Genomic DNA, 18,041 nt, shown 5'->3' with positions numbered 1-18,041 from the left:
CAATGCTCGCCAACCCGGCATCTGATAGCTGGCCGTTGGTTTCTTCATCTGTTTTCGGCGAGGGTTGCTCGTGATTGTTAGTCCCTGTGATGCTCCAAAGACACCTGTCAAACGGTTGCGTAGTGCGCTTTTGGCAAGCTCGGCTCTTGTCTGCCTGCTGGGTTCAGGCCAGCTGTGGGCATTCAACCTTGATGATGTAGCGGCAAAGGCCAAAGAAATGGCCGGGCAGAAGTTCGAGGCTCCAAAAAGCAATCTGCCTACCGAGTTGCGCGAAATGAAGTTCGCGGACTACCAGAAGATCCGCTTCCGTGAAGACAAGGCTGAGTGGGCGACCGACAAGACGCCGTTCAAGCTGTCGTTCTATCACCAGGGCATGCACTTCGACACGCCAGTCAAGATCAACGAAGTCACGGCTACTACTGTCGAAGAGATCAAGTACGACGCGAACCGTTTCGACTTCGGCGACATCAAGATCGACCCTAAAGCCACTGAAAAGCTTGGCTATGCGGGCTTCCGCGTCCTGTATCCGATCAACAAGGATGACAAGCAGGACGAGATCATGACCATGCTGGGCGCGAGCTACTTCCGCGTGATCGGCAAGGGTCAGGTCTATGGCCTGTCCGCTCGTGGCATGGCGATCGATACCGCCTTGCCGTCTGGCGAAGAGTTTCCTCGTTTCAAAGAGTTCTGGATCGAGAAACCGGGCCCGGATGACAACCATCTGGTGATCTTCGCACTGCTCGATTCGCCGCGTGCCACCGGTGCCTACCAGTTGACCCTGCGTCCTGGTACCAACACCCTGGTGGACGTCAAGTCGCGCATGTACCTGCGTGAAAACGTCACCAAGCTGGGCGTGGCTCCGCTGACCAGTATGTTCCTGTTCGGTGCCAACCAGCCTTCGCGTGTACCCAACTATCGTCGTGAACTCCACGACTCCAGCGGTCTGTCGATCCAGGCAGCCAATGGCGAGTGGGTATGGCGTCCTCTGAACAACCCGAAACACCTGGCCGTCAGCAGCTTCTCGGTGGAGAACCCGCGTGGCTTCGGTCTGTTGCAGCGTGGTCGTGACTTCAGCCAGTACGAAGACCTCGACGACCGCTACGACAAGCGCCCAAGCGCATGGATCGAGCCTAAAGGCGACTGGGGCAAAGGTACTGTCGATCTGGTAGAGATCCCGACTGCCGACGAAACCAACGACAACATCGTTGCATTCTGGAAGCCTGAAACCCTGGCTGCTCCAGGTGAGCCGATGGAGTTCAACTACCGCCTGCACTGGACCATGCAGGAAAACGCCATTCACTCGCCTGATCTGGGTTGGGTCAAGCAGACCCAGCGCTCCATCGGTGACGTAAGGCAGTCCAACCTGGTTCGTCAGCCGGACGGCAGCCTGGCATTCCTGGTCGACTTCGTCGGCCCGGTCCTGGCCGCATTGCCTGAAGACAAGACCATCCGCAGTCAGGTCACCACCGATGACAACGTCGAGCTGGTCGAGAACAACCTGCGCTACAACCCGGTTACCAAGGGCTATCGCCTGACCCTGCGAGTCAAGGTCAAGGATCGCAACAAGCCGACCGAGATGCGCGCCTACCTGCTGCGTGAAATTCCTGCCGAGCCCGGCAAGGAACCTGCGCTGCTTGTCGCTGACAAAGATGACAAGAAGTCAGCATCCAAGGAAGCTGCAAAACCTGCAGCCGCCAAGGAAGTTGCCAAGGCTGACGCCGCTTTAGCCAAGGCCGATGCGTCGAAAGCCGATGCAGCCAAGGCTGGCGATGCCAAGCCTGAAGCCGCCAAGGCCGACGTAGCCAAGGCCGATCCTGCCAAGAAAGCTGAAGCACCGAAGGCCGATGCAGCCAAAGCTGACAAGCCTGAAGTAGCGAAAGCCGATGTGGCCAAGGATGCTGAAGGTAAAGAGATCAAGCAGCCTGAAGCCGAGGCCGCACCCACCCATCCAGAGCCGGCCAAGACCCTGCAAGTCATGACCGAGACCTGGAGCTATCAGTTGCCAAGCGATGAGTAATTCTCTATCCGTGCCAGAGTCTCTGAACGAGTACCTGGCGCACCTGCCGATGAGTGACGAGCAGCGGGCAGAACTTGCCAGCTGCAAGTCGTTCGCTGAATTGCACGAACGTCTTTCCGCACAGCCGGTAAGCGACAAGGCCGAGGTCGCCCAGGCGTCCGTCGGCCGTCGCCTGACGCTGTCCACGGCTGACGAACTGCAGGATGCCGAACTGCTCGAAGTCGATGCCAGTGGTCGCATTCGCCTCAAGGCCACGCCACCGATCCGCCGTACCAAGGTGGTTCCGGAGCCATGGCGCACCAACATTCTGGTGCGCGGCTGGCGTCGCCTGACCGGCAAGACCAACCCGCCAAAGCCCGATCACAGCGATCTGCCCCGTGATCTGCCCAAGGCGCGCTGGCGTACGGTCGGTTCGATTCGTCGCTACATTCTGCTGTTGCTGATGCTTGGCCAGACCATCGTGGCTGGCTGGTACATGAAAGGCATTCTGCCGTATCAGGGCTGGTCGCTGGTTTCGCTGGATGAAATCACCCGCCAGACCTTCGTGCAGACCGCATGGCAGGTTCTGCCTTATGCCTTGCAGACCAGCATCCTGTTGCTGTTCGGAATCCTGTTCTGCTGGGTTTCGGCCGGTTTCTGGACCGCACTGATGGGCTTTCTCGAACTGCTCACCGGTCGTGACAAATACCGCATCTCCGGTGCCAGCGCCGGTAACGAGCCGATCGAAGCCGGTGCGCGTACCGCATTGGTCATGCCGATCTGCAACGAAGACGTGCCACGGGTATTTGCCGGTCTGCGTGCGACCTTTGAGTCGGTTGCCGCAACGGGCGATCTGGACCGCTTCGATTTCTTCGTACTCAGCGATACCAACGACACCGACATCGCCGTAGCCGAGCAGCAAGCCTGGCTGGACGTGTGCCGTGAAACCGGTGGTTTCGGCAAGATCTTCTATCGTCGTCGTCGCCGTCGCGTCAAACGCAAGAGCGGCAACCTCGATGACTTCTGCCGTCGCTGGGGTGGCGATTACCGCTACATGGTCGTGCTCGACGCCGACAGCGTCATGAGCGGCGAATGCCTGACCAGTCTGGTACGTCTGATGGAGGCTACTCCGGACGCAGGTATCATCCAGACTGCGCCACGTGCCTCGGGCATGGACACGCTGTATGCCCGCATGCAGCAGTTCGCGACCCGTGTCTATGGTCCGCTGTTCACGGCCGGCCTGCACTTCTGGCAACTGGGTGAATCCCACTACTGGGGCCACAACGCGATCATCCGCATGAAACCCTTCATCGAGCACTGCGCCCTTGCGCCGTTGCCGGGCAAGGGTGCGTTTGCCGGTGCGATTCTTTCCCACGACTTCGTCGAAGCTGCGCTGATGCGCCGTGCCGGCTGGGGCGTGTGGATTGCCTACGACCTGCCGGGCAGTTACGAAGAGTTGCCGCCCAACCTGCTGGACGAACTCAAGCGTGACCGCCGCTGGTGCCACGGCAACCTGATGAACTTCAGGCTGTTCCTGGTCAAGGGCATGCACCCGGTTCACCGTGCGGTGTTCCTGACAGGCGTGATGTCCTATCTGTCGGCGCCGTTATGGTTCTTCTTCCTGGTGTTGTCCACCGCCTTGCTGGCCGTGAACACGCTGATGGAGCCGACCTACTTCCTTGAACCGCGTCAGCTGTATCCGCTGTGGCCACAATGGCACCCGGAAAAAGCCGTCGCACTGTTCTCGACCACCATTGTCCTGTTGTTCCTGCCCAAGCTGCTCAGCGTCATTCTGATCTGGGCCAAGGGCGCCAAGGCATTTGGCGGCAAGTTCAAGGTCACGGTTTCGATGCTGCTGGAAATGCTGTTCTCGGTGCTGCTGGCTCCGGTTCGCATGCTGTTCCACACCCGTTTCGTACTGGCTGCTTTCCTGGGCTGGGCCGCGACCTGGAACTCTCCGCAGCGCGACGACGATTCCACGCCATGGATCGAGGCGGTCAAACGCCATGGTCCGCAAACCTTGCTGGGTGCCTGCTGGGCCCTGCTGGTGGCCTGGCTGAACCCGAGCTTCCTGTGGTGGCTTGCGCCGATCGTGGTTTCCCTGATGCTGTCGATTCCGGTCTCGGTGATTTCCAGCCGTACCAAGCTGGGTCTCAAGGCGCGTGACGAAAGCTTCTTCCTGATCCCGGAAGAGTACGACACGCCTCAGGAACTGATCTCCACCGATCAGTACACCCACGAGAACCGCTGGCATGCACTGAAGGAAGGCTTCATCCGTGCGGTGGTCGATCCTCAGCAGAACGCCCTGGCGTGCGCACTGGCGACTTCCCGTCACCGTCTGGCTCAGCCTGTCGAGACGGTGCGTCATGAGCGCGTCGAGCATGCACTCAAGGTCGGACCTGAAAAGCTCAGTAACCATGAGCGCCTGATGCTGCTGAGCGACCCGGTTGCCCTGGGCCGTCTGCACGAGCAGGTCTGGAGCGCAGGTCATCCCGAGTGGCTGGCCGCATGGCGTGCTTCCATCGAAGCCGATCCACATGCACCTCTGCTGCCGCTTCAGCCGGTCAAGCAGGATGCGGAGCCGGTGTTGGCGTAAGCCTCACTGTCCCTTTCGCGAATAAATTCGCTCCCACAGATGACACAGTCATGTGGGAGCGAATTCATTCGCGAAGCTCCTAGCTCACCTTGAATTCCCCCACCAGCTCCCTCAAGTGAGTGCCCAGTCGGGCCAGCTCAATGCTTGATGCCGCCGTCTCATCGCTCGCTGCAGCGGTCTGTTCCGAAATATCCCGCACCCTCAGTACATTGCTGTTTATCTGCTCGGCCACGTTGCTCTGTTCCTCGCTGGCGGTCGCGATCTGCTGGTTCATGTCCTGAATGGTGGCCACCGTCCGGGTTATCTGCTCCAGCGCGCACCCCGCACGACGACTCAGTTCCACACTGCTGTCGGTCAGGCTGCGACTGTTGTCCAGGGTCGTGGCGACTTGCTGGGTGCCGCTCTGCAAGGCTGCGATCAGTTCCTCGATTTCCTCGGTGGATTCCTGAGTGCGTTGCGCCAGGCCTCGTACCTCGTCAGCAACCACCGCAAACCCGCGCCCGGCTTCACCGGCACGTGCCGCCTCGATGGCCGCATTGAGCGCCAGCAGGTTGGTCTGCTGGGATACGGACTTGATCACATCGAGCACCCCGACAATCTTGCCGCTTTCCAGCTTGAGCCGATTCATGGCCTGGGTGGAGTTGGCGACTTCGCTGGCCAGTTGCTCGATCTGGCTGATGGCCTGACTGACCACCCGGTCGCCGTTGCGGGCCTGCTGATCGGCGTTGACCGCCGCCTGGGAAGCTTCCTGCGCGTTGCGGGCGATTTCCTGCACCGTGGCCGTCATCTGATTCATGGCCGTGGCCACCTGATCGGTTTCGTCCTTCTGGCTGTTGACCCCGACACAGGTCTGCTCCGTTACTGCCGAGAGTTGTTCGGCCGCGCTGGCAATCTGGGTGACGCCATCGCCAATGCCGCTCACCAGAGTGCGCAGGCTCAGCGTCATGGCCTGCATGCTGTCCTGAAGCTGGCCCATTTCATCCTGGCGCTTGATATCCAGGTCCTTGCTCAGATTGCCCTTGGCAATACGCCCGGCAGCCACCAGCGTCTGCTGCAGCGGAAGCGTGATCTGTTGCGTCATGACCCAGGCGGCCAGCAAACCGATGAGCAATGCCAGCCCGGCCACACCGGTCAGCAGGGTTCGCGAGCCTGCCGCCTCGACATCCCGCTGGGTGCTTTGCAGGCTGATCAGCCGGGCAACCAGCTCCAGCATCCTGTCGCCCAGTTCTTCCATGCTTTCCTGAAGGGCTTCCACTTTGATCTGGATATCCTTGAAGCGGGTCAGTTGCTCGCGATAACGCTGTAACGTCTCGCTGGCGGGTATGAGCCCCTGGATATTTTCGTCGGCCTGCTCCCGGGCAATCTGCTGCACTTCCTTGAGCGCTTCGTCGATAGCCGCGATGGCAGCCGATTCGTCGGCTTCCTTGTTGGTAAAGGTGTAGGCCTGGACCTGATAGCGGGCAATCTGGATCTGTTGCCGGAGCTGGGAAATATTGGTGAATTCATCCAGCCGCTCGCTGTTGTCCTGCTCCTGGCTCACGGCTTTAAGTACTTCACTTTCGACCTGGGCCACGGCTTGTGCGGCCTGCTCCGATTGCTGGTCCAGTTCAAGGCGCGACTGGTCACGAGCCTTGCGATCCAGGCCAAGGTCGGTGAAGGTTTTTTCCATGCGACTGACGATCTGGCTCTGTTCGGTGAGCAGTGCCAGGCTTGGGGCATCGTCGGTTTCCCTGCGCAGCGTGACCAGTTGGGCTTCAAGCTCATTGAGCCGCTCGACCACCCGGTTGGCGTTTTCCGGGGTATTTTCTTCGCGAAACATGATGCGTTCGGCGCGCAGGTCCTTCGTCAGATTGCTGAGCTGGCCGATAGAGGACAGCGACTCGGAGCGCTCGATCATGGTGTCCAGGCCATGCCAGCCGGTCAGTGTGATGGAAAGCGTCAGCAATAGGACCAGGCCGAAGCCCAGGGACAGTTTGAGTTTGACGCTCATGTTGTCGAGCGAGTGATTGATCCATCTAAACATCGGGCTTCTCCTGCGATCAGCGAGCAAAAGCAGGCCCTGAAGGTTGCAGGGCATGCGTCATGAGCGCATCGGCAGGAGAGAGGTATCGCTCGACCTGAAGAGGTCGTAGGAGATTTCCGGGGAGGACTTTCGGGTGAAACCGGTCACGTCGTGGGCGTAACCTGTCGAACAAGGAAGCGGTGGCCTGCACCGCTTCCTGCTCGCGTCAGATCTTGAAGCGGCCCACCAGCACCTGAAGGTGGTTACCCAGGCGCGCCAGCTCGACGCTGGAAGCGGCGGTTTCTTCGCTGGCTGCGGAGGTCTGCTCGGAGACGTCGCGAACGTTGAGCACGCTGCGGTTGATCTCTTCGGCAGTGGCGCTTTGCTGCTCGGCCGCTGCGGCGATCTGCTGGTTCATCGACTGGATCGCGGACACGGTCTGAGTGATGTTTTCCAGCGAGGTGCCGGCACGGCGCGTCAGGTCCACGCTGCTGGCGGTCAGGTCGCGGCTGCTGTCCATGATGCTCGAGGCTTGCTGAGTGCCGTTCTGCAGGCTGGCGATCAGGGCTTCGATTTCCTCGGTGGACTTCTGGGTACGCTGCGCGAGGCTGCGTACTTCATCTGCCACTACCGCAAACCCGCGACCGGCTTCACCGGCGCGTGCTGCTTCGATGGCTGCGTTGAGCGCCAGCAGGTTGGTCTGTTCGGCAACCGACTTGATCACGTCCAGGACGCTGCCAATCTTGTCGCTTTCCAGCTTGAGCGCGCCCATGGCTTCGGTGGAGTTGCCGACCGCCGAGGCCAGGCGTTCGATCTGGGAAATCGCTTCTTTCACCACGCGCTCACCCTCGCGGGCCTGCTGGTCGGCAGCGACTGCGGCTTCCGAGGCTTCTTCGGCGTTACGGGCGACTTCCTGCACGGTTGCGGTCATTTCGTGCATGGCGGTGGCGACCTGATCGGTCTCTACCTTCTGGCTGTTGACCCCGGCGCTGGTCTGTTCGGTCACAGCGGACAGTTCTTCGGCCGCGCTGGCGATCTGAGTCACGCCATCGCGAATGCCGCCAATCAGCTCGCGCAGGGAAACCGTCATGCGCTGGATGCTGCCTTGCAGCCTGCCCAGTTCGTCACTGCGGTCGATGGTCAGGTTATGGCTCAGGTCGCCCGAAGCTACGCGCTCCACTGCGTTCAGTGTCTGCTGCAGTGGGGTGGTGATCTGGCGAGTGATGACCCAGGCGGCGAGGATGCCGAAGACCAGCGCCAGAGCCGTGGCGATGGCAATCATCATGACGGCCTGTTCACTTTCCGCATCGCGGCTGGCGGTTTGTGCCTCGATCATCTGATCGCTGACGGTCAGCATGCTGACGCCCAGCGTGGTCATTTTTTCCAGCGCTACCTTGCTGGCTGCCTGGGCATCGCGATATTGCCCAACGGCTGCGCGGTAACCTTTGAGGCCTGCAATGGCCTGTTGCAGCATGGGCAGGTAAGAGGAAGAGATATCGCCAGCCAGGGTATTGATGCCAGCCTCTGCTTCATCGATGGCCGCATTGGCGTTTTTCTCGAATTCGGCACGGCCGCTGTAGGTGTAGCCGCGGACCTGGAAGCGTGCCTGCTGGATCTGTTTGCTGGCACCGACAATATTGTTGAAGGCCAGAATGTTGTCGGCCTTCAGCAATTCGGCTTCGATTTTGGCGACTTCGGCAACGGCTTTGTCGGCGTTGTCGCCCATCAGGCTGCGAGTGCCTTCCCGGGTTTCAATGGCTTTTGTCATTTCGCCGAATGCCTGGCGGTATTCCTTGGCGCTCTGGATCTGGGCATCGAGGCGCTTGATGTTCTCAGGCGAGCGCAGCAACGCTCTGGCTTCCTTGAGAGCAGCGTCGAGCTTGTCCAGATTTGCCACGACGGCGCTGGCCGTTTCGGCGTTGTACAGTGCTTCGTAGCGCATGCGATTGATGCGCAACTCAAGGGTCAGCACGTTGACCTCGGTGATTGCAGCAACCCTGTCCCCACGAGAGATCAGGCCCTGCGTGCTGAACCAGGCTGTAGCCGTGATCATAAGGGTCAATATCAGGACGAGACCGAAGCCGATCGCCAATTTCAAACTTACACCCGCGTTTGCGAGACTTCGAGCGAACCAGCGATGCATGACAACTCCTCAATATCTATTCTTATAGATTCGCTTCTACATCGGCTCCCGATGACAAAACTGTAGTCAGGGAACCGATAAAAGAAAGGCTCAGAATAGACGGGCCAGAAGGGCTGTCACGGCGGTTTCGACTCTCAGTATCCGGTCGCCAAGTTGTACCGGTTGCAGTCCGGATTTGCGCAGCAGGTCGATTTCATAGGGAATCCAGCCACCTTCGGGGCCGATTGCCAGTGTGACCTGTTGCTCAACGGCGCGTGGGCAGGCGGGAAAGTCGCCTGGATGACCCACCAGCCCCAGCGTATTTTCAGCCAGTTGTGGCAGGCGATCTTCGACGAACGGTTTGAAGCGCTTCTCGATGATGATCTCGGGCAGCACGCTGTCGCGGGCCTGTTCCAGCCCCAGAATCAACTGCTCGCGAATGGCGTCGGGCTCCAGAAACGGCGTCTGCCAGAAGCTTTTCTCCACCCTGTAGCTGTTGAGCAGAATGACTTTTGGCACACCCATGGTCGCAACCGTCTGGAACACCCGGCGCAGCATCTTGGGCCGAGGCAGTGCCAGCAGCAGGGTCAAAGGCAGTTTGGCGGGAGGTGCAGTGTCCAGGCTGATGCGCAATTCGGCTTCATGGCTTTCGAGACGAAGCAGTTCGGCAGTGCCCAGCAAGCCGTTGATGCGGCCTACGCGCAGGCTGTCACCGACTTCTGCGCGATGCACCTCTTGCATGTGCCTGAGGCGCCTGTCGCGCAGAATGACCCGGTCGGCCGCAATGAAGTCGGCCTCTTCAAGAAGCAGCAGGTTCACGACAGTGTCGCGGGCGGCTGGTCTTGCTTGTCAGCGTCGTCGGGCTGGTCGTCCGGATGTTCGCCACGCTTCTTGATCATCGAACTGCACAGGATGCCCAGTTCGAACAGCAGCCACATGGGCACGGCGAGCAGAGTCTGGGAGAAGATGTCCGGCGGCGTGAGAATCATGCCGACCACGAAGCAGCCGATGATCACGTAGGGACGAATCTTTTTCAGGTACTTCACGTCGACGATGCCGATCCAGACCAGCAGCACCACGGCCACCGGAATCTCGAAGGCGACACCGAAGGCGAAGAACAGCGTCATGACGAAGTCCAGGTAACTGGCGATGTCCGTCATCATCGAGACGCCTTCAGGCGTCACGCTGGCGAAGAAGTGGAATATCAGCGGGAAGACCAGAAAGTAGGCGAACGCCATGCCTGCATAGAACAGGATGATGCTCGATACCAGCAACGGAACGGCAACACGCTTCTCGTGCTTGTACAGGCCCGGCGCGATAAAGCCCCATATCTGGTGCAGGATGACCGGCATGGACAGGAACAGCGCCACCATCATGGTCAGCTTGAACGGCGTGATGAACGGTGAGGCCACGTCCGTGGCGATCATTGTCGCGCCTTCAGGCAGGTAGACCCGTAGCGGAGCCGAAACCAGCGTGTAGATCTTCTGAGTGAAGTAGAACAGACCGGCAAAAATCAGGAACACCGCCGCAACACAACGCAGCAGGCGTGTACGCAATTCTGTGAGGTGCGAGACCAGCGGCATTTGCTGATCGTTTTCCGGGATATCGCTCATGGGGCTCGTGGGGGCAGTGACGAATCGTGGGCGGAAGGTGGCGTGGCCGGTACCGGGGATGCCGTCTGTCTGGGACGTTTTTCCAAGGACAGCTGGCTCTTGGGTGCCGGTTCTGCCGGACCGATTTCCTGGGTGGGCGCTGCTTGCGGTTCGTTCTGCGGCTCTGCGGCAGGTTCTGGCTCGGCGTGGGGCGAGAAGATTTTTCTCGCCTCTTCTTCCAGAGACAGAATGTGCTCATTGTGCAGTTGCCGACGGATTTCGTCGGCACCGATTTCACGTTCAACTTCCTGTTTGATCGCATTGAAGCTGCGCTTCAACCGGCCTATCCACAGGCCGGCGGTGCGCGCTGCGCCCGGCAGACGCTCGGGGCCCAGCACCAGCAAGGCCACCAGACCCACGAGCAGCAGTTCAGAGAAGCTGATACCGAACATGGCTTACACCTGGTCTTTGCGGGTCGGCTCTTCGACTTTGTGCGCCTGCCCGTCGATGGTGTGCGGCTGATTCAGCGGCGAGGACTGAGGTGCGGCCTGAGCCTGCTGTGGCTGCGCGCCTGGCTGTTCGGCAGGTTTCTCGTCATCGTTCATGGCCTTGCGAAAGCCCTTGATCGATTCGCCGATATCGCTACCCAGACCCTTGAGTTTCTTGGTGCCGAAAACCAGCACGACCACGATCAGGATGACGACCCAGTGTTTCCAGTCAAAAATACCCATGAAGCATTCCTCGTAGAAAATTCGAACCTGAAAGACAGGTAATTAATCCGCTGTGCGTGCAGCTTTTTCTGCGTGTCCAGACAGCCCGAAACGGCGGTCCAGCTCATCGAGCACAGCCTGTGGATGCTGACCGAGTGCCGCCAGCATCACCATGCTGTGAAACCAGAGGTCAGCGGTTTCGTAGATGACATCGCTGCAATCGCCGCTGATGGCGGCATCCTTGGCAGCAATGATGGTTTCGACCGATTCTTCACCGATCTTTTCCAGAATCTTGTTCAAACCCTTGTGGTACAGACTGGCGACATACGAGCTGTCGGCAGCGGCATCCTTGCGCGATTCCAGCACCTGGGCCAGACGGGACAAGGTATCAGTCATGTTCAGTGTCCTGCGTGATAAATGGCATCCGGGTCTTTGAGCACCGCATCGACCGTCTTCCAGCCCGAGTTTTCATAAACCCGGTAGAAGCAGCTTTCGCGTCCGGTATGGCAGGCAATGCCGCCGATCTGCTCGACCATCAGGATGATGACGTCGGCGTCGCAATCCAGGCGCAGCTCATGCAGTTGCTGAACGTGGCCGGATTCCTCTCCCTTGCGCCAGAGTTTGCCACGCGAACGCGACCAATATATTGCACGGTTCTCTTTTGCAGTCAGGCTCAGGGATTCGCGGTTCATCCAGGCCATCATCAATACACGACCGGTCTTGTGATCCTGAGCGATTGCAGGCACCAGACCGTCGCTGTTCCATTTAATCTCGTCCAGCCAGTCTTTCATAACTACTCCGGCAGCCGGGCTTCAATAATCCCGGCGGGTTGAACAGTGTGCCAGTCACATGCGTCGCTGGCTATCGGCGAACGATCAGATACAGCCCGGCCACCAGCATGATTCCAACGGGCCATGCAGTCAGCGTCAACAGTGGCAGGCCGGCTGCGCTCAACGCCCAGACCTGCACCGCGCCGCCACTCAGCAGTGCCGCGCCCAACAGGCGCAAGGCCCAGCCATCGCTGGAGCCGAATCGTGGCGGCGGTGGGTCGTTTGCATGGGGCCGTGACAAGCGTTCCAGCAGGTCGCGGGTCATGCCTGCAATATGCGGTAACTGTTCGACCTGGGTCTGCAGGTTCTGAACCAGGGTCTTGGGGCTGACTCGCTCACGCATCCAGCGCTCCAGGAAGGGTTGCGCGGTGGTCCACAGATCCAGGTCCGGGTAGAGCTGACGACCCAGGCCTTCGATATTGAGCAGGGTCTTCTGCAGCAAGACCAGTTGCGGCTGGACTTCCATATTGAAGCGGCGAGCGGTCTGGAACAGGCGCATCAGCACCTGACCGAAGGAAATATCCTTGAGCGGCTTCTCGAAAATCGGCTCGCAGACGGTACGAATCGCGGCCTCGAACTCGTTGAGCTTGGTTTCGGCGGGCACCCAGCCTGAGTCGATGTGCAATTGCGCCACGCGGCGGTAATCGCGCTTGAAGAAGGCAAACAGGTTGCGGGCCAGATAATCCTGATCCTGTGGCGTCAGGCTGCCGACGATGCCACAGTCGATGGCAATGTACTGCGGGCGCCACGGATTGACCGTGCTGACGAAAATATTGCCGGGGTGCATGTCGGCGTGAAAGAAGCTGTCTCGGAACACCTGGGTGAAAAAGATCTCCACGCCGCGCTCGGCCAGCAGTTTCATGTCGGTGCGCTGATCGGCCAGAGTCGCCAGATCGGTGACCTGAACGCCGTAGATACGCTCCATGACCAGCACTTTCGGGCGGCACCAGTCCCAGTAGACCTGAGGCACATACAGCAGGTCGGAGCCTTCGAAGTTGCGGCGCAACTGGCTGGAGTTGGCGGCTTCACGCAACAGGTCCAGCTCGTCGTAGATGGTTTTTTCGTAGTCGCTGACCACCTGCACCGGATGCAGCAGCCGTGCATCGGCAGACAACCGCTCGGCAGTGCGGGCCAGGATGAACAGCCAGGCCAGATCCTGGCTGATGACCGGCTTGAGGCCCGGACGCACGACCTTGACCACCACTTCCTCACCGCTCTTGAGGCGTGCGGCATGAACCTGGGCCACGGAGGCCGAGGCCAATGGCGTCACGTCGAAGCGGCTGAAGACATCGCTGATTCTTGCGCCCAGTTGCTCTTCGATCAGTTGCACGGCCAGTTGCTGGTCGAACGGCGGTACACGGTCCTGCAGCAGCATCAACTCGTCGGCAATATCTTCGGGCAGCAAGTCGCGGCGGGTCGAAAGCAACTGGCCGAACTTGATGAAGATCGGCCCCAGATCCTGAAGCGCCAGACGCAGGCGTGCGCCACGGTTCAGTTCCGAGGCCTTGCGCGGCAGCCAGCGCCACGGCAGGACAAAGCGCACGGCCAACATCCACCACGGAAGTGGCAGAGCGAAGAGCAAATCATCGAGGCGGTAGCGGATCACGACACGTTGAATGCGGAACAGACGGCGGACGGCAAGCAGCTTCATGCGTTATCGCTGGAATTGAGGGATTGGGCGAGACGTGCAAAGCGCGCCTCAAGACGTTCCAGATCCATTTTGATCTGATCGAGTTCGGCAAAACGGGCTTCGGCCTCGTGCTTGCCCACCAGAGTACGCGATTCCTCGCTCAGGTAGTCGGCCACGTTCTGACCGAGGCTGGCAAGGTTGTCGCGGGTCCAGCGCGCTCGGCTGCGCAGGTGGCCACCGAGCAACTGGCTGCCGACCGGGCCGAGCCAGCGGGAGAGTTCATACTCCCAGTCCAGCTCCAGGTCTTGCAGGATACCGACCAGCTCCAGCAATACCGCGCTGTCACCGTCCAGCTCGACTTCGGGGCCATGCAGCACGGCGGTCTTGTCCTGGCTTAGAGCCAGACGCAGCAGGCTGGTGGCGGGGGCGCGCAGGATGCAGTCGGCATCGGCTGCCCAGTCAGCGGCCAGCAGCAGGCCTTCGTCACTGGGCAGGATGAACAGTTGCAACGCCGGGTCGCGGCAATCGATGGCGATGACCTTGCCTGTCAGTCCGGCAAGACGCGGCGCCGCCGTGCTGTCCAGGCGCAATACGCGATTGATGCCGTGCTCGACGCTGGCGAGCAGACCCCGGAGCAACATCAGGGCTTGATGCCGCGGTGCAGGGCGACGATGCCGGAAGTCATGTTGTGGTAGGTCACCCGGTCAAAACCGGCGTCTACCATCATCGACTTCAGGGTTTCCTGATCCGGGTGCATGCGGATCGACTCTGCCAGATAGCGATAGCTTTCCGAATCATTGGTTACCAGCTTGCCCATGAGCGGCATGAACGCGAACGAGTAGGCGTCATAGGCCTTGGACATCAGCTTGTTGGTCGGCTTGGAGAACTCCAGCACCAACAGACGACCGCCGGGCTTGAGTACGCGCAGCATGGAGCGCAGGGCATCTTCCTTGTGCGTCACGTTGCGCAGGCCGAAAGCGATGGTCACGCAATCGAAATGGTTATCGGGGAACGGCAGCTTTTCGGCATCCGCCTGCACGAACTCGACATTGCCCGCGACGCCCAGATCCAGCAGGCGATCACGACCGACCTTGAGCATCGAAGCGTTGATGTCTGCCAGAACCACCTGGCCGGTCGGGCCGACCAGGTTCGAGAACTTGCGGGTCAGGTCGCCCGTACCGCCTGCGATATCCAGCACCCGGTTGCCCGTACGGACACCGGAAAGCTCGATGGCGAAACGCTTCCAGAGCCGGTGCATGCCGCCGGACAGAAGGTCGTTCATCAGGTCGTATTTGGCCGCTACGGAGTGGAAAACCTCAGCGACTTTCTCGGCCTTCTGGCTTTCCGGTACGTTTTTGTAGCCGAAATGAGTGGTGGGTTCGGTATCGCTACCTTTGCGCTGATCGTTCATATCGCTGCCGCCGGAATAGAATGCCGGTCATTCTAATCGCCAGGGCTGGCTTTGTCTTGACAAGGCTCATCCTCAAGGCTTTCTTCGGCATGAGCGGCTGTTATAGTTGCGCCGCAATTCAAACGACTGAAAAGGAACTCTCCAATGGCGAAAATCACAGTTGAGCGCCCGCACACTCTGGGCCGCGACAAGGCGCGGGAGAGAGCGGAGCAACTGGTCGAGAAACTGGCCGAAAAATATGGCCTGGCCCACGAATGGGTCGGCGACACCGTGAAGCTGGAAGGCAAGGGCGCCAAGGGCAAGGTTGAAGTCGAAGATGCGCTGATCCGGATCAGCATCGAACTGAACTTCATCCTCTCGGCCATGAGCGGCTCGATCAAGTCCGAAGTGGAGCGTGTGCTGGACAAGGCGCTGGTGGCTTGAATGCCGGGTGAGAGGGGATTCATCCGCGAAAGCGCCCTTCGCGAATGAGTTCGCTTACTTCAGAAACTTCTCCAAGAGCCATCTGACTTTCTCCCGTTCCTCTTCCACGGATTTCCGTCCTGTGGCCCAGACGGCAACAAGATCGCCTCGAATGGGCATGATTGCTATGCACAAGGGTTGTTGGGTTGGTACGCACGTAAACTGTGGCTCGGGTGTCTGTGCGAGCATTCTTCGAGCTGACTCCCCGGCGCTTGGCCCCTTGCCAGCCAATGCAAATAGTTGTTCGGTCGAGCCGAGAAGATAGCTGCGCTCAACAAGGCTGATATGACGAGGAAGGAATACTGTCTTCCCATCGTAGAGCCCTGTTTTGCATTGGTTCCTTTCCCAATGCATCAACAACCTTTCGCAAAAAGCTTTAGAGACATAGGCATGTGTATCGAGGTTGTAATCGTATAGCTGGCGATAAGCATCAAGCGCTAATTGGACCTGTGAAACCCGGGAGCCATGGGTGCTCTGCGACAGCACATTTCTGACAGGCACCTCTGTACTGTCGCGCAGAGTCAAATTGCTGTTGGTCGTGGAGGAGAGCAATGCAATGGTCGGCAGACTCAGCCTCTCTTGGCCTATGTGGATTGTTTGATACTGAGCCAATACATCCTCTGAAGCAGGCAGCTTCGCAGGTTGCGGTTCTTCACCGCAGCCGGTCAGGACGAAAGCAACGAGCAGAATGGCATTATTTATTTTCACTGGGCTTCAATCTTCGGTCATGTGCGACAGTTATCAGGCTGTCGCACAGTAAACAGGAGCAGGTGTTTTCTGAGGTAGATCAGAATTTATCCGCGAGCGGTCATTGGAAACGATAGATTGTCTCCGGATGTACGGCCCTCTCGCGAATAATCGGAGCGCCGCCCGATTCGCTTGCGCATTGCGATAGAGTGGTAGAGCTTCGAGTACATTAGCCCTATCTCTTCTTGCACTCTTCAAGCTCGTTTTGGTTTTTCAATGTGGTTGTCACGCCTAACCGGTATTTACAATATTGAATGACCTGCTGTCGTTCCGTATCGCTCAGTTCACTCAGTTTTTTGTCATCTGACTCATACGCGAAAATATTTTCAAATTGCATTTTAAGGGTTGGGGATTTTTTTATGAAAAATACTTTCTCCGGATAAGCGTCCTCCATTTTTTCATAAAAGCCAATGTATAGAGAAACGATAAAGGTGATCGATAAGAAAATGATAAGTGATTTCATGAGGATGGTGGTCGTAATAGTTTGGTTTTAATTCTAAGGTTGTTTACCAGTTCCATTCCTATATTGCCAGGGCAGATTTTTCCCTCGCCTGCCTGCATAGGAAATTCACGGTGCCCACCCAGAGTTGTAACCCTGAAAACGCTGGTCAGGGCTTGAACCAAGCTCAGTAGAGCATCGATTTGAATGTCAGGGATTTTTTGATCCATGTTGCCGGCGAGAACTTCAAGGGTCTGCCGAGTCAGGGCAACTATATCGCCACCTTCATCGGCGGTTGTCAGGTTCTCTAGCAAGACGATGCCAATGACGCCAGTGTTGTAGTTATTCACATTTGAACCTTTGAATCGGATATCCCGTCCTTCAAAGATTTTGCCCATACAGTCAATGCCATAGTGATAGCCGATATCGGCAAACTTGGCTTGGTGTGCATTCTGAATTGAAAGCATTTGTGCTGCTCCAGCACCACAGCCCACACTTCTGCCTGCATGATGAAGCGCAATCATCGAGTAGTCCCAGTCATTGACCATCTCTCCTTTTGCTTTATGTGCTCCCCAAAATGAGCGCTCTACAAACTCACAACCTTTTTTGCGGACAAGTCTGAGTATGGCCTCTCTGGTAGCCGCTCTATCGTTGACAGTAATGTTTGTAGGGGTTGCGGGTTCTCCGGCTTTCAATTCGGTTGCTTTTGCTTCGGTAGTAAATTGTTCGGCCACCTTGATTACTCCGTGAGTTCGCTGAGCAGCCGAGCTGGGGAGTTAAAATCAATGCTCACCGAAATAGAGGCATCTTTGATCGGAGTTTTGATATGTGCTATTCCCGAACTATCAGTAATGCCGGTAATTCTTTTGCCATCAACGGAGGCAGTAAAACTTCTTCCGGCTAAAGGTTGACCCGTTTCGCTATCAACGATGCTGAAGGTATGCCCGTAGGTTTTTTTCAGTAACAACGGGAGGGGAGGGATGAACGTTGCCGGGGTATGCGAATCACCAATGATTACTGTACCAGAACCGCCAACTACAACGTCGCCATGGGTGCCTACAGTACCGACCAGAGCAGCATTTTTGCCGTTGATAAAAACGGTAGTCGACACGGCAGACGTTAGGATGCTGCCACACGTGCAGGTATCACCTTTCGTCGCTGCTGCAAGTCCATCGAAGAACACGTCGGGAGAGCCGGAGGCAACTGCTTTGGGGCCGTGCCCTGGTAGCGGGCAACTGGTGGGGTCGGTGATGCGTGCGGCTGGCTTTGCCATATTTGACTTCCTGTCAGTGAATTCACGAGGCCGATCTTATCAGGCTTGCTTGAAAGGTGGACTTTGGATGGCTCGTATCTTTGGTGGTTCATCCGTATCAATTCATTACACGGTCTTGTGATTAACATCTTTTATGTCTGCGATGCCATCGCCGTGCGGGGGCCGTCGCATCGCGCGCGGCCAAGTCTACAGATCAAATAGCCGAGCGGCTGTCCTTGAAAAAGCTGACAC

18 protein-coding genes and 1 pseudogene are annotated in these 18,041 nt (G+C 58.3%); 3 read left to right on the top strand and 16 right to left on the bottom strand.

Annotation, left to right across the window (positions count from 1 at the left end):
- Positions 1-70: 70 nt before the first annotated feature.
- Positions 71-2,017, top strand: a complete 1,947-nt coding sequence (locus KQP88_RS23395) for a glucan biosynthesis protein G (protein ID WP_200993737.1) — start codon at positions 71-73, stop codon at positions 2,015-2,017.
- Complete coding sequence (gene mdoH / locus KQP88_RS23390; RefSeq protein WP_216704302.1) at positions 2,010-4,592, top strand: glucans biosynthesis glucosyltransferase MdoH; 2,583 nt, start codon at positions 2,010-2,012, stop codon at positions 4,590-4,592. Before KQP88_RS23395 ends, mdoH begins: the two co-directional genes overlap by 8 nt.
- 79 nt (positions 4,593-4,671) lie before the next feature.
- On the opposite strand, the gene KQP88_RS25665 is transcribed toward mdoH, so the two are convergent.
- The 12 genes and pseudogenes from KQP88_RS25665 to ubiE form a co-directional block, all read right to left on the bottom strand.
- Complete coding sequence (locus tag KQP88_RS25665; protein WP_407681847.1) at positions 4,672-5,388, bottom strand: methyl-accepting chemotaxis protein; 717 nt, start codon at positions 5,386-5,388, stop codon at positions 4,672-4,674.
- Positions 5,389-5,532: 144 nt separating this feature from the next.
- Positions 5,533-6,489, bottom strand: a pseudogene (locus KQP88_RS25660) (methyl-accepting chemotaxis protein); the annotation flags it as partial.
- A gap of 331 nt (positions 6,490-6,820) precedes the next feature.
- A complete protein-coding gene (locus tag KQP88_RS23380; RefSeq protein WP_200993734.1) occupies positions 6,821-8,737 on the bottom strand; it encodes a methyl-accepting chemotaxis protein in 1,917 nt (638 codons plus the stop codon).
- Positions 8,738-8,827: 90 nt separating this feature from the next.
- Positions 8,828-9,535: a 16S rRNA (uracil(1498)-N(3))-methyltransferase gene (locus KQP88_RS23375; RefSeq protein ID WP_216704300.1), complete on the bottom strand. Its 708-nt coding sequence runs from the start codon at positions 9,533-9,535 to the stop codon at positions 8,828-8,830.
- Positions 9,532-10,329, bottom strand: a complete 798-nt coding sequence (gene tatC / locus KQP88_RS23370) for a twin-arginine translocase subunit TatC (RefSeq protein ID WP_025262317.1) — start codon at positions 10,327-10,329, stop codon at positions 9,532-9,534. The genes KQP88_RS23375 and tatC overlap by 4 nt, the downstream gene beginning before the upstream one ends.
- Complete coding sequence (gene tatB / locus KQP88_RS23365; RefSeq protein WP_198725282.1) at positions 10,326-10,760, bottom strand: Sec-independent protein translocase protein TatB; 435 nt, start codon at positions 10,758-10,760, stop codon at positions 10,326-10,328. Before tatB ends, tatC begins: the two co-directional genes overlap by 4 nt.
- Positions 10,761-10,763: 3 nt before the next feature.
- A complete protein-coding gene (locus KQP88_RS23360) occupies positions 10,764-11,039 on the bottom strand; it encodes a twin-arginine translocase TatA/TatE family subunit (RefSeq protein ID WP_095068435.1) in 276 nt (91 codons plus the stop codon).
- A 42-nt stretch (positions 11,040-11,081) separates the two neighbouring features.
- Positions 11,082-11,414 carry a phosphoribosyl-ATP diphosphatase gene (locus KQP88_RS23355; RefSeq protein WP_025262314.1) on the bottom strand — a complete coding sequence of 111 codons (333 nt, stop codon included), beginning with the start codon at positions 11,412-11,414 and terminating at the stop codon, positions 11,082-11,084.
- Between the two features lie 2 nt (positions 11,415-11,416).
- Positions 11,417-11,809 (bottom strand): phosphoribosyl-AMP cyclohydrolase, encoded by a 393-nt coding sequence (hisI, locus tag KQP88_RS23350; protein WP_025262313.1) that lies wholly within the window; start codon positions 11,807-11,809, stop codon positions 11,417-11,419.
- Positions 11,810-11,879: 70 nt separating this feature from the next.
- The gene (gene ubiB, locus KQP88_RS23345) at positions 11,880-13,499 is read right to left on the bottom strand and encodes a ubiquinone biosynthesis regulatory protein kinase UbiB (RefSeq protein WP_216704299.1); all 1,620 of its coding nucleotides are present in this window, start codon (positions 13,497-13,499) and stop codon (positions 11,880-11,882) included.
- Positions 13,496-14,119 carry a ubiquinone biosynthesis accessory factor UbiJ gene (locus KQP88_RS23340; RefSeq protein WP_216704298.1) on the bottom strand — a complete coding sequence of 208 codons (624 nt, stop codon included), beginning with the start codon at positions 14,117-14,119 and terminating at the stop codon, positions 13,496-13,498. Before KQP88_RS23340 ends, ubiB begins: the two co-directional genes overlap by 4 nt.
- Complete coding sequence (gene ubiE, locus KQP88_RS23335) at positions 14,119-14,889, bottom strand: bifunctional demethylmenaquinone methyltransferase/2-methoxy-6-polyprenyl-1,4-benzoquinol methylase UbiE (RefSeq protein WP_117182508.1); 771 nt, start codon at positions 14,887-14,889, stop codon at positions 14,119-14,121. The genes KQP88_RS23340 and ubiE overlap by 1 nt, the downstream gene beginning before the upstream one ends.
- Before the next feature lie 144 nt (positions 14,890-15,033).
- Here ubiE and KQP88_RS23330 point away from each other — a divergent pair, with 144 nt between their 5' ends.
- Positions 15,034-15,312, top strand: coding sequence for a polyhydroxyalkanoic acid system family protein (locus KQP88_RS23330; RefSeq protein ID WP_117182510.1), 279 nt, complete (start codon positions 15,034-15,036; stop codon positions 15,310-15,312).
- A 54-nt stretch (positions 15,313-15,366) separates the two neighbouring features.
- Here KQP88_RS23330 and KQP88_RS23325 read toward each other — a convergent pair whose 3' ends face one another.
- From KQP88_RS23325 to KQP88_RS23315, 4 genes are all read right to left on the bottom strand, one after another.
- Positions 15,367-16,059, bottom strand: a complete 693-nt coding sequence (locus KQP88_RS23325; protein ID WP_216704297.1) for a hypothetical protein — start codon at positions 16,057-16,059, stop codon at positions 15,367-15,369.
- 214 nt (positions 16,060-16,273) lie between these two features.
- Positions 16,274-16,561, bottom strand: a complete 288-nt coding sequence (locus tag KQP88_RS25350; protein WP_253950524.1) for a hypothetical protein — start codon at positions 16,559-16,561, stop codon at positions 16,274-16,276.
- Positions 16,558-17,271: a peptidoglycan recognition protein family protein gene (locus KQP88_RS23320; RefSeq protein ID WP_216704296.1), complete on the bottom strand. Its 714-nt coding sequence runs from the start codon at positions 17,269-17,271 to the stop codon at positions 16,558-16,560. Before KQP88_RS23320 ends, KQP88_RS25350 begins: the two co-directional genes overlap by 4 nt.
- A 5-nt stretch (positions 17,272-17,276) precedes the next feature.
- The gene (locus KQP88_RS23315; protein ID WP_216704295.1) at positions 17,277-17,810 is read right to left on the bottom strand and encodes a PAAR domain-containing protein; all 534 of its coding nucleotides are present in this window, start codon (positions 17,808-17,810) and stop codon (positions 17,277-17,279) included.
- Positions 17,811-18,041: the final 231 nt, after the last annotated feature.

This window comes from Pseudomonas lijiangensis, from assembly GCF_018968705.1.
GTDB lineage: Bacteria > Pseudomonadota > Gammaproteobacteria > Pseudomonadales > Pseudomonadaceae > Aquipseudomonas > Aquipseudomonas lijiangensis.
This window is presented reverse-complemented; position numbering and strand designations above follow the sequence as displayed.

Bases quoted from the DNA above. Each gene is read 5' to 3' on its own strand.
- hisI (WP_025262313.1), bottom strand. From the start codon at position 11,809: ATGAAAGACTGGCTGGACGAGATTAAATGGAACAGCGACGGTCTGGTG.
- KQP88_RS23355 (WP_025262314.1), bottom strand. From the start codon at position 11,414: ATGACTGATACCTTGTCCCGTCTGGCCCAGGTGCTGGAATCGCGCAAG.
- KQP88_RS25665 (WP_407681847.1), bottom strand. From the start codon at position 5,388: ATGAATCAGATGACGGCCACGGTGCAGGAAATCGCCCGCAACGCGCAG.
- KQP88_RS23340 (WP_216704298.1), bottom strand. From the start codon at position 14,119: ATGTTGCTCCGGGGTCTGCTCGCCAGCGTCGAGCACGGCATCAATCGC.
- KQP88_RS23380 (WP_200993734.1), bottom strand. From the start codon at position 8,737: ATGCATCGCTGGTTCGCTCGAAGTCTCGCAAACGCGGGTGTAAGTTTG.
- ubiB (WP_216704299.1), bottom strand. From the start codon at position 13,499: ATGAAGCTGCTTGCCGTCCGCCGTCTGTTCCGCATTCAACGTGTCGTG.
- tatB (WP_198725282.1), bottom strand. From the start codon at position 10,760: ATGTTCGGTATCAGCTTCTCTGAACTGCTGCTCGTGGGTCTGGTGGCC.
- KQP88_RS23315 (WP_216704295.1), bottom strand. From the start codon at position 17,810: ATGGCAAAGCCAGCCGCACGCATCACCGACCCCACCAGTTGCCCGCTA.
- KQP88_RS23360 (WP_095068435.1), bottom strand. From the start codon at position 11,039: ATGGGTATTTTTGACTGGAAACACTGGGTCGTCATCCTGATCGTGGTC.
- tatC (WP_025262317.1), bottom strand. From the start codon at position 10,329: ATGAGCGATATCCCGGAAAACGATCAGCAAATGCCGCTGGTCTCGCAC.
- KQP88_RS25350 (WP_253950524.1), bottom strand. From the start codon at position 16,561: ATGAAATCACTTATCATTTTCTTATCGATCACCTTTATCGTTTCTCTA.
- mdoH (WP_216704302.1), top strand. From the start codon at position 2,010: ATGAGTAATTCTCTATCCGTGCCAGAGTCTCTGAACGAGTACCTGGCG.
- KQP88_RS23330 (WP_117182510.1), top strand. From the start codon at position 15,034: ATGGCGAAAATCACAGTTGAGCGCCCGCACACTCTGGGCCGCGACAAG.
- ubiE (WP_117182508.1), bottom strand. From the start codon at position 14,889: ATGAACGATCAGCGCAAAGGTAGCGATACCGAACCCACCACTCATTTC.